Consider the following 21,416-nt stretch of genomic DNA (forward strand, 5'->3'; position numbering starts at 1 on the left):
TCAAATTATCCCCATCTCCGCCAAACACCCTTTCAAGGTACCAAACGCATCCTGACACTGCCGCTCATCGACGCAGGCAAAACCCAGCAGCAACCCGCGCCGCTCCTGCGGATGCATATAATATTGCGACAGCGGCCGCACCTTCACGCCGCGCCTCAGCGCCAGCGCGGCGACCGCCACATCGTCACAGCCGGTTGGCAAATTCATCACCAAATGCAATCCCGCCTCGTGATTCACCACCGGCAAAAAAGCAGCCCCTAAATAACGCTCAATCAGGCTAACCATAAAGCGCCGCCTCTGACTGTAGAGCTTACGCATGCGGCGAATGTGCGACATGTAATGCCCTTTCTGGATGAACTCCGCCAGCGCACGCTGCACCAGCAAATGGCCGCCGCGATACAGTTCCGCCGCCGCCACACGCAGCGGCTGCGCCAGCGCTTTTGGCACCACCAGATAACCGAGGCGCAGCGCCGGATAGAGCGTCTTGCTAAAAGTGCCCATATAAATTACCGGCGCATCCGGCTCGAAGCCTTGCAGTGAGGGAAATGGCTGGCCGGAGAAGCGAAACTCGCTGTCGTAATCATCTTCCACCAGCCAGGTTTTATGTTTACGCGCCAGATCGAGCAGTTGCTTGCGACGTTCCAGGCTGAGATGCACGCCCAGCGGATATTGGTGTGACGGTGTCACGAAAATCATCTTCGGTGCGCGACTGCGTGGCGGCAAATCGGGAATTAAACCCTGCTCATCCACCGCAATGGCATTAATTTTCAAGCCATTAATGCGCAGCAGATTGCGCGTACCCCAATAACCGGGCTCTTCGATCCACACCTGATCGCCAGGATCGCACAGCACGCGTGAAACCAAATCCACCGCCTGATGAATCCCTTCGGTGATGATGATTTGATCGGCATCGGCACGCACCGAACGCGCCACGCTGAGATACTCCGCCAGCGCGGCGCGCAGCTGCGGACAGCCGCCGTTGCTGCTGTAGATCAGCCGTTCAATATCCGGATCACGATTCAAACGCGCCTGAATCTGGCTGAAAAGTTTATGCGGGAACTGCGTGACATCCGGCGCGCCAGGCACAAAAGCGCCCCACTGATACGGCGAGGCATTGGCATGGCCGAGCAGCGAGGCGCCGCGTTTAGAAATCGCCGCCGGTTTCGCGGTCAACGCTTCGACAGTTGCCTCATTGCGCGGTGTGTTAAGCGATCCTTCCGGCAAGTTTTCTGCAATCCAGGTGCCGCTGCCGGTGCGCGCCGTGACGTAGCCTTGCGCCATCAAATTCTCGTACACATTTAACACCGTATTGCGCGACACCGACAGCTCGCGCGCCAAATCGCGCGTGGCGGGCAAGCGTGTGGCACGTGGAAAAATGCCTTCTGCGATAGCAGCTTGCATACAGCTCAGCAAACGCTGCTGCAATGTTCCTTCCGGCATAAACTGCATGCGCTCTAATACATGATCAGCGTACAAACTTCGCAATTGGCTCCCCTCTTTTCACTGAAAGTGGCTCTGGCAAGATAGCTCAGCGCAGGCATAAATAAGCGTGTTTGTCGTGATTTGTAAAGACGCTTATCGCTAAGGAAAGGTTATGGAAGGTAAAAACAGCCAGTTGCAGCAACGTAAAGATGATGCCCTGCCACGCGGCACCGGCAATCTTTGTCAGTGGTATGTCGAGCACGCGGAGAACGCCACGCTGCGCGATGGTGAAGGTAACAGCTGGATCGATTTCGCCGGCGGCATCGCGGTGCTGAACACCGGTCACCGCCATCCGCGCATCGTGCAGGCGATTGCCGATCAGTTAGCGAAATTTACCCATACCGCATTCCAGGTGACGCCGTACGAGAGCTATGTGGCGCTGGCTGAACGCCTCAATCGCGTGGTACCAATTGCCGGTAAAGCCAAAACTGCTTTCTTCTCCACCGGCGCAGAAGCGGTCGAAAACGCGGTGAAAGTGGCACGGGCGGCGACGCGCCGTCACGGCATCATCACCTTCGGCAACTCTTTCCACGGTCGTACTTTTATGACCATGGCGATGACCGGCAAAGTGGCACCTTACAAACGCGACTTCGGCCCGATGCCCGCGTCGGTTTGGCACGCGCGCTATCCCAACAGCGTGACCGGCATCAGCGTTGATGATGCGCTATCCAGCTTGCAGGACATCTTCACTCAGGACATCGCACCACAGGATGTTGCCGCTATTGTGCTGGAGCCGATTCAGGGCGAAGGCGGCTTCCACGTCGCGCCGCCTGAATTCTTCAACCGTCTGCGTGCGCTAGCCGATGAGCACGGCATTCTGCTGATTGCCGATGAGGTGCAAACCGGCTTTGCCCGTACCGGCAAGCTGTTTGCGATGGATCACTATGCGGTGAAACCGGATCTCATCACCATGGCGAAAAGCCTCGCGGGCGGCATGCCGTTATCGGCGGTCAGCGGCCGCGCCGAGATTATGGATGCGCCAGGTCCGGGTGGATTGGGCGGTACTTACGCCGGTAACCCGCTGGCGATTGCCTCAGCGCATGCGGTGCTGGACGTGATCGCCGACGAGAAGCTGTGTGAACGCTCTGCACAACTCGGCGCGCAGTTAACCGACTTCCTGCACAGCGCGCGCAGTCAGTGCTCCTCCATCACCGATATCCGCGGCCTTGGCTCGATGATCGCGGTGGAGTTTGCCAGCGCGCAAACCGCGCAAACTATCCAGCAACAGGCGATGGCGCGTGGGCTGCTGCTGCTCACCTGCGGCCCGCAGGGCAATGTCATCCGCTTCCTCTATCCGCTCACCATTCCTGATGCACAGTTCGGTCAGGCGCTGGAAATCCTCAGCAGCGTGCTGAGTCAACACGCCGATTCGTAACACGCTACCCAGCCCGTGCGGCGGGCTGGGCTTCTCACCTGTTGTAACCCGGTTGCGCATGGCGCGGCCTGAGAGACGCTTTGGAGAAATATTGATGAGTTCACAGAATGCCGATGTACTGGCGCAAGGCCTGAAGCCACGTCATGTGCGGATGTTATCGATTGGTGGCGTGATTGGTGCCGGATTGTTTGTTGGTTCAGGCCATGCGATCGCCGAAGCCGGTCCGGCGGTATTGCTGGCCTACATCGCTGCGGGCGCGTTGGTGGTGCTGATTATGCGCATGCTGGCGGAAATGGCGGTGGCATCGCCGGATTCCGGCTCTTTCTCCACTTACGCCGACAAATCGCTCGGCCGCTGGGCTGGCTTCACCATCGGCTGGCTGTACTGGTGGTTCTGGGTATTAGTGATCCCGCTGGAAGCCAACGCCGCTGGCACCATCCTGCATTCATGGTTTCCGCAGGTTCCTGTATGGGAATATACGCTGGCGATCACTTCATTTCTGACCATCAGCAACTTGTTCAGCGTGAAAAATTATGGCGAGTTTGAATTCTGGTTCGCCCTGCTGAAAGTGGTGGCGATTGTGGCATTCCTCTGCGCGGGTAGTTTGGCGGTGTTCGGATTGATGCCGGGCAGCAGCACGCAAGGGATTTCACATCTGTATGACACGCAAGGCTTTATGCCGAATGGCATTGGCGCGGTGCTGGCCGCCATCCTGACCACCATGTTCTCGTTTATGGGCACCGAGATCGTCACCATCGCCGCCGCTGAATCGCGCGAGCCGAAGAAGCAAATTACCCAGGCGACCAACTCGGTGATCTGGCGTATTGCGCTGTTCTATCTGCTGTCGATTTTCATTGTGGTGGCGCTGGTGCCGTGGAATACGCCGTCGCTGATGAAAGCCGGTTCTTACCAGACGGCGATGCAGATGATGAACGTGCCGTACGCGAAGCAGATTGTTGATGTGGTGGTGTTGATTGCGGTGTGTAGCTGCCTCAATTCCGCGCTGTATACCGCATCCCGCATGATCTACTCGCTGTCGCGCCGTGAAGATGCGCCTGCCATCGCATCGCGCACCACCTGCAGCGGCACGCCGTGGGTCGCGGTACTGCTTTCTACGGCGGCCGCCTTCCTCGCGGTGATCGCCAACTATCTGGCGCCAAGCGCGGTGTTTGAGTTCCTGCTGGCCAGTTCCGGTGCCATCGCGCTGCTGGTGTATCTGGTGATCGCCGCGTCTCATCTGGTGCTGCGCAAAAAGCGCGAAGCGCGCGGCGAAATCCTCAGCTATCGCATGTGGCTGTTCCCTGGCCTGACGTGGGCGACGATGGTGTTCATTGTCGGCGTGTTGATTGCCATGCTGTTTAACCAACAACACCGTCCAGAGATTATCGCCACCGGCCTGTTAACGCTGGGTGTGGTTGCCGCCAGCCGCATTGTGCAGCGCAAACGCGTGGCGCGTAAAAACGAGGAGATGGTGGCGTTACGCTCGTAACGCATTGATTCCGGGCAAGGATGCCGCGGAACTCAGTCGTACTGCACGTCGATGCTGATGGCTTCTTCCAGCACGTTGAGGTTAATCGCGCATTTGCGCCACACCGGCAAACCGTTGGTCATGTTGTTATCCACGAAGTACTGCTGAAAATCCTTCAGCGCCTCCGAGAGATCGCCAATCGCGCGCGCATCGGGTTCAAACCAATCCGGTTCACCGTTTTCATCGATGTAATCGAATTGAAACTGCCCGCCATCATCGTCCGCAAACAGTTCAGCCTGAACGATCAATTCCCGCGCACCTTCGGGGCCACAGCTAAAGATGATCTGGCCGATACGGCGATAAAGGTCTTCGTATTGCATAGGTTTTGGGTTCCTCAATGGTGTTTGGTGGCTGTCGCCATAAATGGCGACCCTACGTGAACGCGAATGTCTTTTGTAGGGTCGCCATTCATGGCGACCTGCAGTTTCTCGATTATATTGACTTTAGTTCGCATGATAAGAGAATGAGGCTCTTCGAACAGAAAGTTGCAAAAAAGGGAGTTTACCATAGCCTGTTCACATCGTTTTCCCTGGGTTAATACCTACAAAAAATCCGCTGCGCTGATTGCCGTTGCCGTCGCCCTCTCTCTTGCCAGTTGCTCCTCGCCGCCGCCAAAATCGTTGGTCACGCCGTTGCCGACGGTGACCAAACCGCCAATGCCCACCAAACCAGCGCTGAGCAAAGAGCCGGTGCGCGGCGTGTGGCTAACCACCGTTTCACGCCTCGACTGGCCGCCGATCAATTCAGTCAATGCCAGCCCGGCCAACCGCATCCACCAGCAGCAACAGGCGTTGACCGACAAGCTGGATAAACTGAAAAGCCTCGGCATCAATACCGTGTTTTTCCAGGTGAAGCCGGATGGCACCGCGCTGTGGCGTTCCAGCATCTTGCCGTGGTCAGATATGCTCACTGGCAAGATTGGCGAAGATCCCGGCTACGATCCGTTGAAGTTCATGCTGGATGAGGCGCACAAACGCGGCATGAAGGTGCACGCGTGGTTCAACCCTTATCGCGTCTCAACCAACGTCAAACCGTCCACGGTTAACGCGCTGAATAATACGCTTTCGCTGCAACCGGCCAGCGTATTTGTGCTGCATCGTGACTGGATTCGTACCGCCAGCGACCGTTTTGTACTCGATCCCGGCATTCCCGCCGCGCGTGACTGGATCACCAGCATCGTTGCGGAAGTGGTGTCGCACTATCCAATCGACGGCGTGCAGTTCGATGACTATTTCTACACCGAAACGCCCGGTTCAGCTCTCAATGACAACGCCACGTTCCGCCAGTATGGTCAGGGTTTTGCCTCAAAAGCCGACTGGCGCCGCAACAATACGCTGCTGTTAATTGAGCAGGTGTCACGCACCATCAAGCAGTTGAACCCGAACGTGGAATTTGGCGTTAGCCCGGCGGGCGTATGGCGCAATTTGTCGCATGATGCGGCGGGTTCCGACACGCGCGGCGCGGCCGCCTACGACGAAGCCTATGCCGATACACGTCGCTGGGTGCAAATGGGACTGCTGGATTACATCGCGCCGCAGCTTTACTGGCCGTTTGCGCGCCAGGCCGCACGCTACGACGTGTTAGCTAACTGGTGGGCGGATGTGGTGAAACCGACGCATACGCGGCTCTATATCGGTGTGGCGCTGTATAAAATCGGCGAAGCCTCGAAAAGCGAACCAGACTGGACGGTGAATGGCGGCGTGCCGGAGTTGAAAAAGCAGCTCGATCTCAACGAGTCAGTACCGCAAATTAACGGCACCATTTTGTTCCGCGAGAATTACCTCAATCAGCCACAAACCCAGGATGCGGTAAATTATTTACGCAGCCGTTGGGGCGATTAACATTATCGTAGGGTCGCCATTTATGGCGTAATGCATGTCAGATAAGCAGTGCGCTGACATCGCAGGGATTCCGCCCGCTAAGCATCTGGCAGTTTCAGAATGCCAAAAGCAGGCGGCCGGGCTAGGGTCCGAAGGCGCGGACCTTAGCAATCCGCGCCAGGTCGCCATAAATGGCAACCCTACGGAATTTGTAGCGATGGCGAGCCAGTGAAATGCATAGTTGCTGCAGCGCGGGTGTTGAGGCGACATCCTAAACCGCTGAGGGAATGAGGGATTCCAGGGCGAGCCGCATGGATGCGGCGAGAGGTGGCGTTGAGCAGGAGCGAATCGCCGCCGGCCCGTCAGGAATCGTGAATGAGTGAAGGCACCGCGAAGCGGCGGGTTGGGCTGGCGCAAGGCCCGGGAGTGCAGAGGGCGCGGCCAGGCGCTCTCTGCTCGGTCGCCGCACCAGGGTGCTGCAACTACCTCAGCACATGGCGAACGAAAGTCGCTCTGTGCTTAACTGAGCGGCATTACGCCATTCATGGCGACCGATTACGCCAGCAGCTCCTCACTCTGCATCAGCGCAAAAAACGACTCCAGCTCGCGCAGCATCATCGAAGCGGCGATCGAAAGCTGGCGCTGCGGCGCAACACACAGCGACAGAGTAAACGGCTTCAGCACCGTATCGATCAGCGGGATAAACTTCAGTTCGCCGCCCCGATACTCATCGACGATATCCAGCCAGCACATCAGGCTAATTCCCACGTCATCGCGCACCAGCGAACGCAACATATGAATGTTATTGGTGCGCGCCACTTCGTTGATCTTAATGCCTGAACTGTTGATCAGCGCCTCCAGCGGATCGGCCAGCATCAGCGGCGCGGCGGGCACGATAAACGGCCAGGATTCGCAGTGGCTGAAGCGGATCGACTCCAGATGGGCCAGCGGATGCTGGCTGCTTACCACAATACCCAGACGTAAATCGGCGAACGACTTTACCAGCAGTTCGCGCGAACTCTGCGGATTGAGCATGATGCCAAAATCAGCATCGCCCGACGTCAACGCATTGGCGATATGGATATTGCTCATGGTGGTCAGCGTGAAGGAGATGCCGGGATAGTCGCTGCGAATGCGCTGCAAAATCGATGAAAAGAAACCGCGATTAATCGCATCGATGGTGGCGATATGCACATGGCCGTGGCGCAATCCGCGCAGATCATCCAGCTGCGTACAAACGCGGCCAAAATCCCGCTGCCAGTTTTTTGCCGCATTCAGCAGGATCTCACCCGCTGCCGTCATACGTAATCCTGATGGATGGCGCTCGAACAGCGGCATATCCAGCTGTTCTTCGACGCGCAGGATCTGCCGATCAATCGACGATGCCGAGACATGCAGCACCTCAGAAGCCTTGCGCAGTGAACCCTGGCGGGCCACTTCAGTGAAATAGAGCAGAAATCGGGAGAAGGCGAACATAAGGGGGTGCTCTCTTTTTTGCAACGCATCATGCGAATTAAACAGATGGACGCTTACACAAGGGCAAAATAATAATCGCTGCCATGATAAAAACAAGGGTTTGCGCGGCCTCGCAGCCGACGACATCCCTGCTCAGGCAGAAAGATGATGAAATCCAATTCTCTCGCCGTCACCGTCATCGCAAAGCAGTTCAACGGTGCAGGCAATGTGTTACTGACGTTGGCGAATCGTAATAGGCAGCCGCTGCCCGCCTTCACGCCGGGGGCGCATATTGATGTACTTATTCCCGACGGCGGCAAACGCCAGTATTCACTCTGCTCTGCGCCAGCCGATGATTATGAAATCTGCGTGCGTCTGGATCTGCGTTCAACTGGCGGATCGCGCTGGCTGCACAACGAGCTGACAGTCGGCGATGAATTACAGATTTCCGCCCCGCGCAACCACTTCCCGCTGCCACAGGCGCCGCGCACGCTACTGTTTGCCGCCGGTATCGGTTTGACGCCGCTGTTGGTGATGGCCGAAACGCTGGCCGCGCGTCAGGCGGATTTTACCCTGCACCTTTACCTGAAGCGCGCTGACGAGCTGGCTTTCAGCCAACGCCTGAGCAAATTCGGCGCTCGCGTCGTCATTCACTACAGCAGCGAAGGCGACAGCCTGCGTCAGCGCGTTCCCGACGATCTCACCCAGCCAGAGAACGCGGCGTTAGTGTTCTGCGGTCCGGCAGGCTTTATGGATCATCTGCAGCAGCTCGCGTTTCAATTCGGCTGGGCGGAAGCACAGTTGCACAGCGAGCGCTTCCAACCCAAAACGACGGTGACGGCGGGCGGTGCGTTCGAGGTGGAGATCGCCTCCTCCGGCGCACGCTTTGCCGTGGGCGCGCAACAAACTATCGCTGGAGTGCTTGAGAATGCAGGACTCGAATTACCGCTTTCCTGCGAGCAAGGTATGTGTGGTTCCTGTATCACCGGCGTACTGGCAGGCGAACCGGATCACCGCGATGAGGTGCTGAGTAAGCAAGAGCGTGCCGCCAATAATTGCATCGTATTGTGCTGCTCGCGCGCCCATTCTCCGCTGCTGGTACTGGATCTATGAGCGGCTATGCGGGTGCGACCGGCGCACGTTTACCCCGCTGGCTGCTGCCAGAAAACTGGCCTGAAACGAGTAATCAACCGCAGCTGGCGACCTTACATTTCCACGCCGCAGGCCTGCAATTCGAACCCGACAGCGCAGCAGCACCCGCTGATTATCTGCCGCTTAACGGCGCGCTGGTGCTACCCGCGTTTATCGAGCCGCACGCGCATCTGGATAAAACTTTCACTATCCAGCGCAGCCCGGCGCAACAGCCTGGTTTGCTGGCAGCGATTGCCGCCATGCATCAGGACCGCGCGCACTGGAACGCCGAGGATTTACAGCAGCGCGCCAGCCAGGCGCTGCGCTGGGCGGTGGACGCCGGGGTTGGTTTGCTGCGCACCCACATCGACTGGTTCTCTATCGATGCACCGTTAGCGTGGCAAGTGATTGGCGACTTGCACCATCCGCTGTGCAGCATCGAGCGCGTGGCCCTCGCGCCACTCACCTTTTTCGCCGATGCCAGCGATGCGCAGCATATCGCTGCGCAGGTCGCGACCAGCGGTCCCGGCGCGCTGTTAGGCGGTTTTATTCACAGCAGCAACTGGGATGCGCAGGCGTTTCAGCATCTGATGCAGGCCGCCGAACTGTGGCAGCTGGATATCGATCTGCATATTGATGAAGAACTTCACGTTGAGGCGCAGGGATTACGCTGGCTGGCGCACTATTTGCAGCAGCATCCGTTTAGCGGTGCCATCACCTGTAGCCACAGCTGTGCGCTGTCGCAGCAGGACGATGCGGAACAGATTCTGGCCGTGCTGGCGCAGCACAATGTGACGTTGATTGCGCTGCCGCTCACCAACCTGCTGCTGCAGGATGCGGTGCCCGGCCGCACGCCGCGTCTGCGCGGGTTAACGCTGGTGAAAGAGGCGCAGGCACTTGGCATTCCGCTGCTGCTCGGCGCTGATAACGTGCAGGACGCGTTCTGCCCGTTTGGCAGTTACGACCCGCTCGATACGCTGTTTAGCGGTTTGCTAAGCCTGCAACTGGGCGCGCCATTTGATCGGGCCTCGGCGCTGATCTGCCAACGCCGCGCGCTGCTGGCCAATGATTTAGTGGTTTTTCCGCATGCCGATGTGGCGAGCTGGCCGTTGCGTCAACGTCAGCGCTATCGGCTGAAAATGGGTGTGCGTTATGGAGAAACAACAGATGGCGCTTGATGCAGGAGCGGGACAACCGCTGGCGAAATATGCCGCGTGGCGACGCGCGGGCGACTTCATTTTCCTCTCCGGCATTATTCCGGTGAACCCGCAAACCGCCACCATTGTGCGCGGCTATGACGACATTCCCGCTGCGGCACAACAACTGCTTGGCCGCACCGGCGAGTTCTCCACCGACATTAAAGAGGGGCCGATTCTGGCGCAGAGCTGGTACGTGCTGGAGAGCATCCGCACCACCATCGAAAGCGCCGGCGGTCAGATGAGCGATGTCTTCAAACTGGTGCAGTACTTCCGCAACCTCGACCATTTTCCCCATTACAGCCGGGTGCGTAAGCAATTTTTCCCCGATGCGCCGCCGGTTTCCACCGTGGTGCAGGTCAGCGAATTGCTGCCTAGTCCGGACGTCTTAATTGAAGTTGAAGCCACGGCGTGGTTGCCGCAATAACACGAGGAGTTGAAATGTTGCATGGTTATATTCCGGCAAACCGCTTTTTGCCGTACCTGAGCTGGACCGACATCGCCACGCTGGAAAATAAAGCCAACACGGTGATTGTGTTACCGACCGGCGCGATTGAGCAGCACGGCCCGCATCTGCCGTGTGCGGTGGATAGCGTGATCTCCTCCGGCGTGGTCGGCCATGCGCTGGCGCGCTTACCTGCAGCGATCCCCGCTTACGCCATCCCGCCGATCACCTACGGTAAATCGGATGAGCACCTGCATTTTCCCGGTACGCTGACGCTCACCGGCGAAACTTTGCTGCACACCATTCTGGAGATTGGCGAATCACTTTATCGCGCTGGTTTCCGCAAATTCCTGATGGTTAACGGCCACGGTGGCCAGCCGCAACCGTTGCAGATGGCGGCGCGCGAGCTGCGTCTGCGCCACGGCGACATGATCATCATCATGCAAGACACTTTCAAAGTGCCGAACTGCGCTGAAAGCTTTATGGATGACAAAGAGCGGCAGATGGCGATGCACGCGGGACATGCGGAAACTGCGCTGATGCTGGCGCTCGCGCCCGATACCGTCCAAATGGACAAAGCCGTTGCCAACTATCCGCCAGAATTCCCCTGCCCGACGCTATCGACCAACAAACCGATGGCAGCGTGGGCATCCTACGATTTCGGTCCAAGCGGCGTGATTGGCGATCCTTTGCCGTCTACGCCCGAGCAAGGCGCAGCGATCCTCGATTCGCTGGCAGAAAGCTGGGCGCAGGTGATCACCGAAGTGCATCAGATGACGTGGGTAACGCGCGCCGAACCGGCGTGGGGCACCGGCCAGTGGCAAGGCAAAGTATTAGATCACAACGACGCAGCCGCCTTTTTAACACCTCGCTAGGGAATAACGATGAAAAAAACATTGAGCACTGTGGCCGCGCTTGCGCTGGCACTCTCGGCCCCGAGCATGGCGGCGGAGAAATTCACCTTTATGACCAACTGGTATGCGCAGGCCGAACATGGCGGTTTCTACCAGGCGCAGGCGCAGAATCTCTATCGCGATGCCGGCCTCGACGTCACCATCAAGATGGGCGGTCCGCAGGTGCATACCATGCAGCTGATGGCGGCCGGCCAAGCCGACTGCATCATCAGCGATAACATGCAGGCGCTGGAAATCTGGCAGCAAGGCGTTGAAGCGATGCCGGTTGCCACTACCTTCCAGCACTCGGCGATTGCCTTTCTCACTCATCCGGATGTGAAAAATCAGGCCGATTTGCAGGGCAAAACCTTCCTGCTGGCAGCAGAAGCTTACACCTCATATTGGCCGTGGGCGCAGAGCGCGCTGAACCTGAAAAATGCCCGCGTGCGGCCTTACACTTTCAGCATTCAGCCATTCCTCGCCGATAAAAATCTGGTGCAGCAAGGCTACATCACCTCCGAACCGTTTGCGGTGCAGAAAGCCAATGCGCAGGCCAATGTCTATCCGATCAGCGATTGGGGCTATCCGCCGTACGGCAACAGCATCGTTTGCATGAAATCGACCATTAAGAAACGTCCGGCAGCGGTGGCGGCGTTTGTGAAGGCATCGATGCAGGGCTGGAAAAACTATTTGCAGGATCCGAGTGCGGGCAACGTGCTGATCAAGAAAGAGAATCCGCAGATGAGCGATGAACAGATCGCCTTCGGCATCGCGCAGATGAAGAAATACCAGATGCTGACCGGCGGCGATGCGCAAACCGGCGGCATCGGCATCATGACCGAAGCGCGCCTCAAGCAAACCTGGCAGCTGCTGGTCGATACCAAGCTGATCGATCCCGCTAAAGTGCCGTTTGACGGCAGCTACACGCTTAAATTCATTCAAGACGTCAAGGTTCTGCCATGAATACAGCCAGCCATCTGACGCTGCTGCATCCCGATGCGCAAGCGGTGCCGCGTTCTGCGGCGCCACCGGCGATTGAGGTGCTATCAGCGGAAAAAATCTATCCCAATGGCACGCGCGCACTGCTGCCGGTCGATCTCACTATCCGTCAGGGCGAATTTGTCTCGCTGCTCGGCCCGTCCGGCTGCGGCAAAAGCACCTTGCTGAAAATGATCGCCGGACTGATTGAGCCCACCGATGGCAAGTTGATGCTGTTTCGCCGCGATCGGCGGGAAAATCAACGCGATCTGCCGCTGTCGTTTGTGTTTCAGGAAGCGACGCTAATGCCGTGGAGCAACGTGCACAAAAACGTGCGTCTGCCGCTCGATTTGGCGGGCGTACCGCGTGCCGAAGCGGACACTCGCGTGCGCGAGATCCTCGAGCTGGTCGGCCTCGGCCAGTTTGGTCACGTGCTGCCGCGCGAACTTTCCGGCGGCATGCAGATGCGCGTATCCATTGCGCGCGGCCTGGTCACGCGCCCGAAAGTGCTGCTGATGGATGAGCCGTTTGGCGCGCTGGATGAAATCACCCGCAACAAGCTGGACAGCGATCTGCTGGATTTGTGGCAGGAGCAGAAGCTGACGGTGGTGTTTGTCACCCACTCAATTCAGGAAGCGGTATTTCTGTCGCAGCGGGTGATTATGATGGCGGCGCGCCCCGGGCGCGTGGTAGATGACATCCGCATTGAAACCACGTTACCGCGCGACGATGAGTTTCGCGTCAGCCAGGATTTCACGCATTATGCGCAAAAGCTGCAACGCGGCCTGCTGGCGGCGAGCAAGGAGAGTCAATGATGAAACCGTTAGCAAGCCATCGGCAATTTCAGCAGTGGCTGTTTCCCGCCATCGTCGCGGTCGCCATGCTGCTGTTGTGGCAGTTTCTGGTCACCACCTTCAAGGTGCCGGTGTTTCTGGTGCCGTCGCCGCTAGTGGTGGCGCAAAGTCTGGTGCAGAACTTCCCAACGCTGTTTATGTCGTTGCTCTACACGCTGAAAATCACCGTGATTTCCTTCGCGGTAGCGATTGTCATCGGCTCGATTGTGGCGTTTCTGCTGGTGCAAAATCGCTTCATTGAAACCGCCCTTTTTCCCTACATCGTGTTCCTGCAGGTGACGCCAATTGTCGCCATCGCGCCGTTGATCATCATCTGGGTGAAAGACACCACGCTGTCGCTGGTGGTGTGTGCCACTTTGATGGCAGTGTTTCCAATCATTTCCAATACCACACAAGGATTGCGTAGCGTGTCGCCCGGATTGCTGAGCTACTTCCGCCTCAATCACGCATCGCGCATGCAGATTCTGCTGCGCCTGCGTATTCCCTCGGCGCTGCCGTACTTCTTCGGCGCGTTGCGCATCTCCAGTGGCTTGTCGCTGATTGGCGCAGTGGTGGCAGAGTTTGTCGCCGGCACCGGCGGCACCGATACCGGGCTGGCATACCAGATTTTGCAGGCCGGTTATCAGCTCAATATCCCGCTGATGTTCGCCGCGCTGCTGCTGATTTCACTGGCCGGTTTTCTGCTGTTCGCGCTGATGTCGTGGCTGACGCGCCGCGTGCTGGCGGCGTGGCATGAGAGTGAATTAAGCCCCAGCTGACGTGTAGGGTCGCCATTCATGGCGACCTTCTTACCAGGTCGCCATGAATGGCGACCCTACGGAACCCTCTTTTACCACAGGAAATAAACATGTCTGATTCTGATCGCCAGTCTGCACTGGCGGCGCTGGTCGCGGCGTTGCCTGAACTTGACTGGATTAAAGAAGCGCCGAAGGTCAAACGTCTGTCGCGCGATTTCCACTGGTTCAGCCCGGTACTGAAACCGCAGCTGGAAGAGAAGTTTGCCGAGCTAGCGGTGCGTCCGCGTGATGAGCAGGAGCTGGCGCTGATCGTCGCGGCCTGCACGAAACAGCGCGTGCCGCTCAATCTGCGCGGCGGCGGCACCGGCAATTACGGGCAGCTGATTCCGCTGCACGGCGGATTGATGGTCGATATGACGCGCCTCAACGCGGTGACCGCCGTCGGCCACGGCACGGTGCGTGCGCAGGCGGGTATTCGGCTCGGCGATCTGGAAGCGCATACGCGTCCACTTGGCTGGGAGCTGCGCTGCATGCCCTCCACCTGGAAACTGGCGACGCTCGGCGGCCTGTTTGGCGGCGGATTTGGCGGCGTAGGTTCGATTAATTACGGTCCGCTGGCCGCGCCAGGCAATGTGTTGTCGGTGCGCCTGATGACCATGGAAGAGACGCCGCGCATTATCACGTTGCAGGCACCTGATGCATTGCTGCTGCATCACGCGTATGGCAGCAACGGCATTGTGCTGGAGATCGAACTGGCGCTGGCACCGCGTCACGACTGGATCGAGCGTCTGGATATCTTTAACGATTTCCCAACGGCAATGGCCTATGCCGATGCGCTGGCGCGTTCGCCGGGCATGGTGAAACGCCAGATTGCCGTATTTGCCGCGCCAGTGCTCGATTACTTCAGCGATCTGGCCAATGCCGATGTGACCGGCAAGCATGGCGTCATTTCAGTGGTGGGCAGCGAAAGCGTTGGATTATTACCTGTACTTCTCACCCAACATGCAGGCCGCAACGCGCTGCATTTTGCCGAAGGTGAAAACAGCGGCCATTCGCTGATCGAATATTGCTGGAATCACACCACGCTGCAGGCGCTGAAAATCGACAAGACACTGACCTATCTGCAAACCGCCTATGCGCCGGATAACTATCAGCAGCAGGCGTTAGCGCTGGAGGCACAACTATCCGATGAAGTGATGTCGCACATTGAATTCCTGCGCGACATGAACGGTACTATTACTTGTAGCGGCTTACCGCTGGTGCGTTATCAGGACGAAGAGCGACTCAACGCGATTATGGATATTTATCGCGCGAACGGCGTGAAAATAAATAATCCGCATGTCATTCATGTTGAAGATGGCAAACAAGGCATGGTACGCGCCGATGTAGTGGCGATGAAACGCGCCTGCGATCCGTATAATTTATTAAATCCTGGCAAATTACGTGGCTGGGAAGTGCGGGATACGTTGGCGGAGGTGCATATTCCGGGTGTGAATTGATGGTTAATAAAGCCAGCAACTGCAGTTGCTGGCTGTTATTTAGATATACGGTTCTGTGGCTGAATTTAATGGAATGCTCCACTCTTCGCCGTTAACGCGCACTTTTAAATAGCGTCGTGTGCGCCATTTTCCTGCTTCGTACTCTTCTGGTTTGCCTAAAACTAACGTGCCCTGTAATAACAACTCTTTGTTGTTGTTATAGCCAAAGCCTACATCTTTATTACCAATCCAGTGTTGTTCAAACGCCACGATCGGTGCCGCATCCAGCGTTGCGCTCTCCTCAGCGCTGCACGCGGTGAAGCTTTTTCGGAAGATAAAGCAAAGTCCAGCTTTATAGCGATCTTTGCTATTAGTCGTCACTAATGCCGTGGCAAAGCCGGTATAGGCCGCGATTTTTACGTAAAGCTTGGTTCGGGCACCATTGCCAGAAATATGCACTTTAACCACCGGGCTGGAACCTTCTCCATACCAGCTGCCAATCGTATTAGCACCATCACGCGCCTGGAGATAGATATTTGTTGCTCCTTCTGGCGTACTGGCGCTGTAACCCTTTTGTGTTTGACTTTGAGAATTATATTGGGCGGTTCCCACTATCCGGACATGAATTTGAGAAGTAGCATCGGAGAAGTTGAATTCACCAATATAAAACCATTTGTTTTTATCGGTGCGATTGTCCATGTGGTGTTGAGAGCTTATATAGTCGTAATTCAGCGAACCTTGCGCGATGATCCCCCAGTCAGAGAATTCCAGCACGCCACGATCGCCCTCGCCAATAAGTGTCCAGGGCTCTATACCTGCAGTGCTAAAATCAAAACCGGCACTTTGGTTATGAATACTTTTTTGAATGATTGTAGCGCGACAATAACCTAGCTTTAACGGATTGGTCGTGGATTCAATCGCTAAACCTTCAATCACCCATTGGCCATTGGTGAGGTCACCGGCAAATTCGGAGTGTTCAATCCAGCCATTGCGAATAAAGGATTGCGTACAGCGCGGTAAATCAAGCACCGGCTTTTTGGTACCCCCCTGTAAATTGAAGTTCGATAGTTCAATCGCGGTGGAGTGATCCCACGCGCCTTCTACCCGACCTGACCAGCGTGCATACACTATGCTGTCCTGGCAGCCGCGCGAATAAAACTGATCGATTTTGCAATCCAGCGTATCGATGAGATCGAGCGCGCGTCCACCTAAATAGCGGAACTCCATACTGCTGACGCGTAAGAATTGACCACCGATAATGGTATTCGTGTAAAAACCGACGTTATTAAACGCAGTACCGCCATCACCACCGCTATCAGAACTCATGCCTTTGACGACAATGCCAGAGATCTCGGCATAGCGCGCTTGTACTTTAAAAAAGTGCAGACCACGCGGTTTTGTTTCCCAGTTAAAAACTAATGTAGTGGTGGGGAAATAGCCGAAATTAACCGCCGCGCCTGTGACCTTGAAGCGGTTGATCTCTTTATCAGAAATGTCGAACATCGACATGCTAAACACGCCCGCCGTAAAGCGGATCCCGGCTGAAGGCAATACGCGCTGAGACCAGGTGTACATGCGTTTTACCGCCTCGATACAGTCGGTCTTACCGTCCGGAACGGCACCAAAATCCAACACCGTCACCGAGTTATAATCCAATATCACCCTTTTCCAGCGTTTCTTTCCCGCCGTCACAATAACCAATCCACCATCGTCTGGCGATGAGGTATCTGTTGCGTCATAAACAAATACGCCACCCCCGGCTTTTGTGCCACGCTTATATTCCAGTACCGTAGCGAGTTCACCGCCGGTTGTCGGTTCAGTCGCTTTGAGCTGCGCGACATCGCTGACCTGAATAACAGGTGCGGCCGCCGTAACGGCATTTTGTGGTGCGGTATTCGAACTGCTGGACGCATTCGCCATGGTGTACCCCTTAATTATTAAGAGAAAGTAACTGCACCATCGAGTATAAGTAATTGAAAATTAATGTGTTGATGCGTACCACTTTTATTGAGGTATTTCACTTATGTGATTTTTGCATGGCCAGGCAACAATATGATTAATGGCAAAAAGCGTAGCGGCAGCAAGGCGATTTACAGATTAATCGCAGACACTTTCTTTATTTGTATGGCACGAAATACGAGGAGGAATGCGGGAATAGCGGGTTGAACACTATGCAAATTAATCATTTGTTGATGTTATTCATTAACAGGCCAGCAACGCGCAGTTACTGACCTCAACACTTAGAACGTGGCGTTCATACCCACATTCCACGTCACCTGATGGTAATCGCTATTGCCGCCAACCGTTGAAACACCGGCAAAAGCATTCACCGTTTCGCCGAGCGGTACGTTGGCACCTACCGACAGATCGAGCCAGTTGTTATCACGCGCCTCAATGGTGCGCTCGAACGACGTTCGGGTCGATTTTAGCCCGGCGCGCAGCGTGGAATCGGTATCGCCAAACTGATGGTTGTAACTCACCTGCGCCCACGGATTGACCACCCACCGTTTGCTGTCGATGCGCCAGCCCACTGAGCCGATCTGTGAATGGGTGGTTTGATCGGAGTAGCGCATCGCAGTGCTGCTGTCGCTGTTCTCGCTGTAGCCGCCGACGCGGCCGTAATCCAGCGCGTAACTGGCGACCGGTCCGGTGCTGAGATTTTCGGTTAGCGGCAACGTCCAGCCGGTTTGCACGCGCATGCCGAGCAATTTACCGCTGGTGCTGCCCTGCTCGGTTCTTTTAGCTGGCCCAATGTGGATATCACGCTCAATACTGTCGAAATCGAGATCGGCATAGTGCAGATCGGCGTTGATCCAGCCCTGATCAAGCACCGTCAGCTGGCTATATAGCGCCACCAGATTGCCCCGCAGTTTGTAATCGTAGTTGGAAGAAGGTTCCTGGCGCTGATTGGTGTTGGAGAACAGCACACCGGTTTGCCAGTTGTCGGTGAGCTGATAGCCGATACCCAGCGTTAGGTTGGCCGTGTTGGCACTGCCGTTGCTCCAGCTGTCGCCCTGATAATCGACGTGTTGCCCGGCGTAACCGCCAAACACCGTGAACTGTCCGGCGCTGGCAGGCTGCTGACGCTGTTGCTGCAAATGCCCATCCAACGTGTTTTGCGTATCGCGCGCCATCATCAGTGGTGATTGTGACAGCGCCGCCACTTGCGCTGGCGCATCCAGAATCGACTGAATGTAATCGGCGATCATCGCGTGCACCGCTGGACTTGGATGCAGGCGATCGGCAAACAGATAATCCTGCGCGCTGGAAAAACCCGGCGTGCTGGATTGACACTCATCCGCTGACGTCCCAATCGGACACGCGATGCCGATAGTGTTGGTGAGGCCATATTGCGTGGGATTAGCGATCACTTCATCAAACAGCCCGGCTATATCAACACGCACGATGTTGCCATTCAGAGTCGCCAGTCCCGCTTCTTCCTGCTGGTTATAGCCGTCGGAGAGCGCAGTAACCTGCTCGCTGAGTTCTTGCCATGCGCTGTAAAGCTGCTGCGCCAGCGCGTCGCGCACCGCCGGAACAGAAGAGACTTCGCCCGCGGCTTGCGTAAACGCATCCTGCACCGCCTGTTGCCGCGCGGCTTTATCTGGCGTGGTGACGCTATCCAGCGACTGAAACGCCGCCACCATCGCTGGCGTGGCTGCGGTGCCTAACACGCGCAGCACCGTTTGGATCATATAAGGCGTTGAACCGAGTTGCGGTACGGTTGGCACAATTACCGCTCCCGCGCCGGCATCCAGCAACGTTTTGATCTGTGCAACCGATTGATTGGCGCTGTTGCTGATGGTTTCACTGGCGGTTAACGGATTGGTGACGGCAGCGGCGATGTCGTTGGCACCGACCCAATGGATGTACAAACCGTTGTTGTCAGCGCGGCCGCCGGTTGAGGCGAGGTATCCCGCCAGTTGATCCTGAGTATTTAATTCCGGATCGAGCTTCGGCACCGACACCGCGCCGCCCTGCGCATAATTGCTGCCGCCCAGTGTAGATCGCTGCAAGTCCTCGCCCAAATGCGCGGCAAGAATCTCGTCATATAAAGGATGTTGTGCACCGTCGAAGGTAAAGCGGCCCACGTTGCCGCTATCACTCAGGCTATCGCCAAACACGGTCAGGCTATCCCATGCCAGCGCCGGAGCTGGCGTCAGCAACGCGCTGAAGGTAGCGATGGCGACAGCAGAAAGCGCAGATTTGTGGTTGTTCATCATCAACTCCGTGATGGGCCAGCGTTACGTCGTCTGACCGGCAAAAGGTTAGGTCCGCGCATCAAGCGAACCCGCAACATCGCATCAGGAATGCGTAAGGGAAATATCAAGGACGTTTAACTGTTTAGTCAGGAAGGTGGCGTTATGCCAGTTTGCAGCAGCAAATTAACCGAAGTTTATGAACAACTCTTTTACATGCATTTAAATTAAACCTTTAAAAAAGGCCGCCGATAACTAACGATGCAGAGTTCGACTACGCTCTGATCGGTACCTTTGAAAACATCAGGTCGGTTAATTAAATACCCCCATGCGGCGCTGCGGCGCGCAGAGACACGTTCAAGTGTACGGCGAAGGGGATCTGCGGGCAGCCTAAGCGACACGTCCTGAACGTGAGCAGATTGTTGCTGCACGCCTTACGTTCAACAGCACAATAATCGCCTGAGGCTTCCCATGTTTGGTGTGAAAAAGTCGAGTCTTACCTTGCCGTTTTATAAAAGTGGCGATGTGATTAAAGATATCAATGCGATCAAACAGCATGTGGCATGGATCGAATTTACGCCCAACGGCGAGATTCTTACTGCCAATCATCTCTTCCTTGCCACCACCGGCTACCAGCTGAATGAGATTCAGGGGAAACATCACCGCATCTTCTGCAGCCCGCAACACAGCCAATCTTCCAACTACCTCGCCTTCTGGCAAACGCTGGCGTCGGGCGAATCGGTGACCGGCATCTTTGAACGCTTCAATAAGCAAGGCCAGCGCTTCTATCTCAGCGCCACCTATTTCCCGGTGAGCGATGACAAAGGCCATGTTTACAAAGTGATCAAGGTGGCGTCGGATATTACAGAACGGCACCAGGAGCTGGAGCATAAAGAAGCGGTGATCACCGCGTTGGATCTTTCCATGGCGGTGATTGAATTTACGCCGGAGGGTCAAATCCTCACAGCAAACAATAATTTCCTGAAGCACATGGGATATGAGCTGGATTCGGTGGTTGGGCAACATCACCGTATTTTCTGCTTCGATAACTTCTACCGCGAAAATCCGGACTTCTGGCGCAAGATGGCCAAAGGTGAACACTTTGTTGGCCGCTTCGAACGCAAAACAGCCAGCGGCGAACGCATCTGGCTTGAAGCTAGCTACAACCCGGTGTATGACGCGGATGGCAAGGTTTACAAGGTAATCAAAATTGCCTCGGATATCACCGCGCGCGTGGAAGCTGCCAAGCGCGTGGCCGACATCGCGCTGACCACGTCTGAAGAGACCTCACAAATCACCGACAACGCCAATGAGGTGTTAGATGAAACCATCCGCAACTCCGGTTTGGTGGCGGTGCAGGTGAATGCGGCGACGGCGATCGGTGCTGAGCTCAACGCCTCGGCGAAAAGCATTAGCGAAGTGGTCGAAACCATCAACCTGATTGCCTCACAAACCAATATTCTGGCGCTGAATGCGGCAATTGAGTCGGCGCGTGCGGGTGAAGCGGGACGCGGATTCAGCGTGGTGGCGGGCGAAGTTCGGCGCCTGGCGGCATCCACATCCAGCGCCACCAAGCAGATTACGCAGGTGGTGGAACATAACGCCAGCTTGATTGCGCAGATGGAGCAGCAACTTAATGAGGTGAAGCAGTTTGTGGTGACCGAGCAGGATAAAATCAGCGTGCTGTCACGCAGCCTGCGGGAAATTAACAGCGGCGTACATGAGTTTGTGAACGTGATTCATCGGTTGGATGTGTGATTTGTAGGGTCGCCATTTATGGCGACCTGGAAAGTATCGTGCGGTCAGCGGTAAGGTCGTCATGAATGACGACCCTACGGTGGCGGG

17 protein-coding genes are annotated in these 21,416 nt (G+C 56.3%); 12 read left to right on the forward strand and 5 right to left on the reverse strand.

Annotation, left to right across the window (positions count from 1 at the left end):
• Positions 1 to 1,485, reverse strand: coding sequence for a PLP-dependent aminotransferase family protein (locus PanJK_RS07090; protein ID WP_265298409.1), 1,485 nt, complete (start codon positions 1,483 to 1,485; stop codon positions 1 to 3).
• Between the two features lie 109 nt (positions 1,486 to 1,594).
• Here PanJK_RS07090 and gabT point away from each other — a divergent pair, with 109 nt between their 5' ends.
• Together gabT and gabP are read left to right on the forward strand one after the other, a co-directional pair.
• Positions 1,595 to 2,857: a 4-aminobutyrate--2-oxoglutarate transaminase gene (gene gabT, locus PanJK_RS07095; protein ID WP_256698752.1), complete on the forward strand. Its 1,263-nt coding sequence runs from the start codon at positions 1,595 to 1,597 to the stop codon at positions 2,855 to 2,857.
• A gap of 94 nt (positions 2,858 to 2,951) precedes the next feature.
• Positions 2,952 to 4,346: a GABA permease gene (gene gabP, locus PanJK_RS07100; protein ID WP_265298412.1), complete on the forward strand. Its 1,395-nt coding sequence runs from the start codon at positions 2,952 to 2,954 to the stop codon at positions 4,344 to 4,346.
• A gap of 32 nt (positions 4,347 to 4,378) precedes the next feature.
• Here gabP and PanJK_RS07105 read toward each other — a convergent pair whose 3' ends face one another.
• On the reverse strand, positions 4,379 to 4,705 hold the full coding sequence (locus PanJK_RS07105) for a hypothetical protein (protein WP_265298415.1): 327 nt from the start codon (positions 4,703 to 4,705) through the stop codon (positions 4,379 to 4,381).
• 186 nt (positions 4,706 to 4,891) lie between these two features.
• On the opposite strand from PanJK_RS07105, the gene PanJK_RS07110 reads away from it, so the two are divergent.
• Complete coding sequence (locus PanJK_RS07110; protein ID WP_256699139.1) at positions 4,892 to 6,226, forward strand: glycoside hydrolase family 10 protein; 1,335 nt, start codon at positions 4,892 to 4,894, stop codon at positions 6,224 to 6,226.
• 534 nt (positions 6,227 to 6,760) lie between these two features.
• On the opposite strand, the gene PanJK_RS07115 is transcribed toward PanJK_RS07110, so the two are convergent.
• Positions 6,761 to 7,681 carry a LysR family transcriptional regulator gene (locus PanJK_RS07115; RefSeq protein WP_265298417.1) on the reverse strand — a complete coding sequence of 307 codons (921 nt, stop codon included), beginning with the start codon at positions 7,679 to 7,681 and terminating at the stop codon, positions 6,761 to 6,763.
• 144 nt (positions 7,682 to 7,825) lie between these two features.
• Between PanJK_RS07115 and PanJK_RS07120 the strand changes: the two genes are divergently transcribed.
• From PanJK_RS07120 to PanJK_RS07155, 8 genes are all read left to right on the forward strand, one after another.
• Positions 7,826 to 8,773, forward strand: a complete 948-nt coding sequence (locus tag PanJK_RS07120; RefSeq protein WP_265298419.1) for a PDR/VanB family oxidoreductase — start codon at positions 7,826 to 7,828, stop codon at positions 8,771 to 8,773.
• Complete coding sequence (locus tag PanJK_RS07125) at positions 8,770 to 9,969, forward strand: amidohydrolase family protein (RefSeq protein WP_256698757.1); 1,200 nt, start codon at positions 8,770 to 8,772, stop codon at positions 9,967 to 9,969. The genes PanJK_RS07120 and PanJK_RS07125 overlap by 4 nt, the downstream gene beginning before the upstream one ends.
• Entirely contained in the window at positions 9,959 to 10,414 is a 456-nt protein-coding gene (locus PanJK_RS07130; protein ID WP_256699141.1) for a RidA family protein, read from the forward strand. Before PanJK_RS07125 ends, PanJK_RS07130 begins: the two co-directional genes overlap by 11 nt.
• 14 nt (positions 10,415 to 10,428) lie before the next feature.
• On the forward strand, positions 10,429 to 11,307 hold the full coding sequence (locus PanJK_RS07135) for a creatininase family protein (protein ID WP_256698758.1): 879 nt from the start codon (positions 10,429 to 10,431) through the stop codon (positions 11,305 to 11,307).
• A 9-nt stretch (positions 11,308 to 11,316) separates the two neighbouring features.
• Positions 11,317 to 12,288, forward strand: a complete 972-nt coding sequence (locus tag PanJK_RS07140) for an ABC transporter substrate-binding protein (protein ID WP_265298422.1) — start codon at positions 11,317 to 11,319, stop codon at positions 12,286 to 12,288.
• Positions 12,285 to 13,118 (forward strand): ABC transporter ATP-binding protein, encoded by an 834-nt coding sequence (locus PanJK_RS07145; protein ID WP_265298424.1) that lies wholly within the window; start codon positions 12,285 to 12,287, stop codon positions 13,116 to 13,118. The genes PanJK_RS07140 and PanJK_RS07145 overlap by 4 nt, the downstream gene beginning before the upstream one ends.
• Positions 13,115 to 13,915 carry an ABC transporter permease gene (locus PanJK_RS07150; protein WP_101761439.1) on the forward strand — a complete coding sequence of 267 codons (801 nt, stop codon included), beginning with the start codon at positions 13,115 to 13,117 and terminating at the stop codon, positions 13,913 to 13,915. The genes PanJK_RS07145 and PanJK_RS07150 overlap by 4 nt, the downstream gene beginning before the upstream one ends.
• An 89-nt stretch (positions 13,916 to 14,004) precedes the next feature.
• Positions 14,005 to 15,393, forward strand: a complete 1,389-nt coding sequence (locus tag PanJK_RS07155; protein ID WP_265298429.1) for an FAD-binding oxidoreductase — start codon at positions 14,005 to 14,007, stop codon at positions 15,391 to 15,393.
• 39 nt (positions 15,394 to 15,432) lie between these two features.
• Here the strand turns inward: PanJK_RS07155 and PanJK_RS07160 are convergent, their stop codons facing one another.
• The gene (locus PanJK_RS07160; protein WP_265298431.1) at positions 15,433 to 17,292 is read right to left on the reverse strand and encodes a hypothetical protein; all 1,860 of its coding nucleotides are present in this window, start codon (positions 17,290 to 17,292) and stop codon (positions 15,433 to 15,435) included.
• A 320-nt stretch (positions 17,293 to 17,612) separates the two neighbouring features.
• A complete protein-coding gene (locus tag PanJK_RS07165) occupies positions 17,613 to 19,592 on the reverse strand; it encodes an autotransporter outer membrane beta-barrel domain-containing protein (RefSeq protein ID WP_265298432.1) in 1,980 nt (659 codons plus the stop codon).
• Between the two features lie 450 nt (positions 19,593 to 20,042).
• Between PanJK_RS07165 and PanJK_RS07170 the strand changes: the two genes are divergently transcribed.
• Positions 20,043 to 21,329, forward strand: a complete 1,287-nt coding sequence (locus PanJK_RS07170; RefSeq protein ID WP_265298434.1) for a methyl-accepting chemotaxis protein — start codon at positions 20,043 to 20,045, stop codon at positions 21,327 to 21,329.
• Positions 21,330 to 21,416: the final 87 nt, after the last annotated feature.

The sequence above is a fragment of the Pantoea sp. JK genome, from assembly GCF_026130245.1.
In the GTDB taxonomy this organism is placed as follows: Bacteria; Pseudomonadota; Gammaproteobacteria; order Enterobacterales; family Enterobacteriaceae; genus Pantoea; species Pantoea trifolii.

Coding starts and splice junctions, on each gene's coding strand:
- gabT (WP_256698752.1), top strand. CDS start 1,595: ATGGAAGGTAAAAACAGCCAGTTGCAGCAACGTAAAGATGATGCCCTG.
- gabP (WP_265298412.1), top strand. CDS start 2,952: ATGAGTTCACAGAATGCCGATGTACTGGCGCAAGGCCTGAAGCCACGT.
- PanJK_RS07105 (WP_265298415.1), bottom strand. CDS start 4,705: ATGCAATACGAAGACCTTTATCGCCGTATCGGCCAGATCATCTTTAGC.
- PanJK_RS07115 (WP_265298417.1), bottom strand. CDS start 7,681: ATGTTCGCCTTCTCCCGATTTCTGCTCTATTTCACTGAAGTGGCCCGC.
- PanJK_RS07120 (WP_265298419.1), top strand. CDS start 7,826: ATGATGAAATCCAATTCTCTCGCCGTCACCGTCATCGCAAAGCAGTTC.
- PanJK_RS07125 (WP_256698757.1), top strand. CDS start 8,770: ATGAGCGGCTATGCGGGTGCGACCGGCGCACGTTTACCCCGCTGGCTG.
- PanJK_RS07130 (WP_256699141.1), top strand. CDS start 9,959: ATGGCGCTTGATGCAGGAGCGGGACAACCGCTGGCGAAATATGCCGCG.
- PanJK_RS07135 (WP_256698758.1), top strand. CDS start 10,429: ATGTTGCATGGTTATATTCCGGCAAACCGCTTTTTGCCGTACCTGAGC.
- PanJK_RS07140 (WP_265298422.1), top strand. CDS start 11,317: ATGAAAAAAACATTGAGCACTGTGGCCGCGCTTGCGCTGGCACTCTCG.
- PanJK_RS07145 (WP_265298424.1), top strand. CDS start 12,285: ATGAATACAGCCAGCCATCTGACGCTGCTGCATCCCGATGCGCAAGCG.
- PanJK_RS07150 (WP_101761439.1), top strand. CDS start 13,115: ATGATGAAACCGTTAGCAAGCCATCGGCAATTTCAGCAGTGGCTGTTT.
- PanJK_RS07155 (WP_265298429.1), top strand. CDS start 14,005: ATGTCTGATTCTGATCGCCAGTCTGCACTGGCGGCGCTGGTCGCGGCG.
- PanJK_RS07160 (WP_265298431.1), bottom strand. CDS start 17,292: ATGGCGAATGCGTCCAGCAGTTCGAATACCGCACCACAAAATGCCGTT.
- PanJK_RS07165 (WP_265298432.1), bottom strand. CDS start 19,592: ATGAACAACCACAAATCTGCGCTTTCTGCTGTCGCCATCGCTACCTTC.
- PanJK_RS07170 (WP_265298434.1), top strand. CDS start 20,043: ATGTTTGGTGTGAAAAAGTCGAGTCTTACCTTGCCGTTTTATAAAAGT.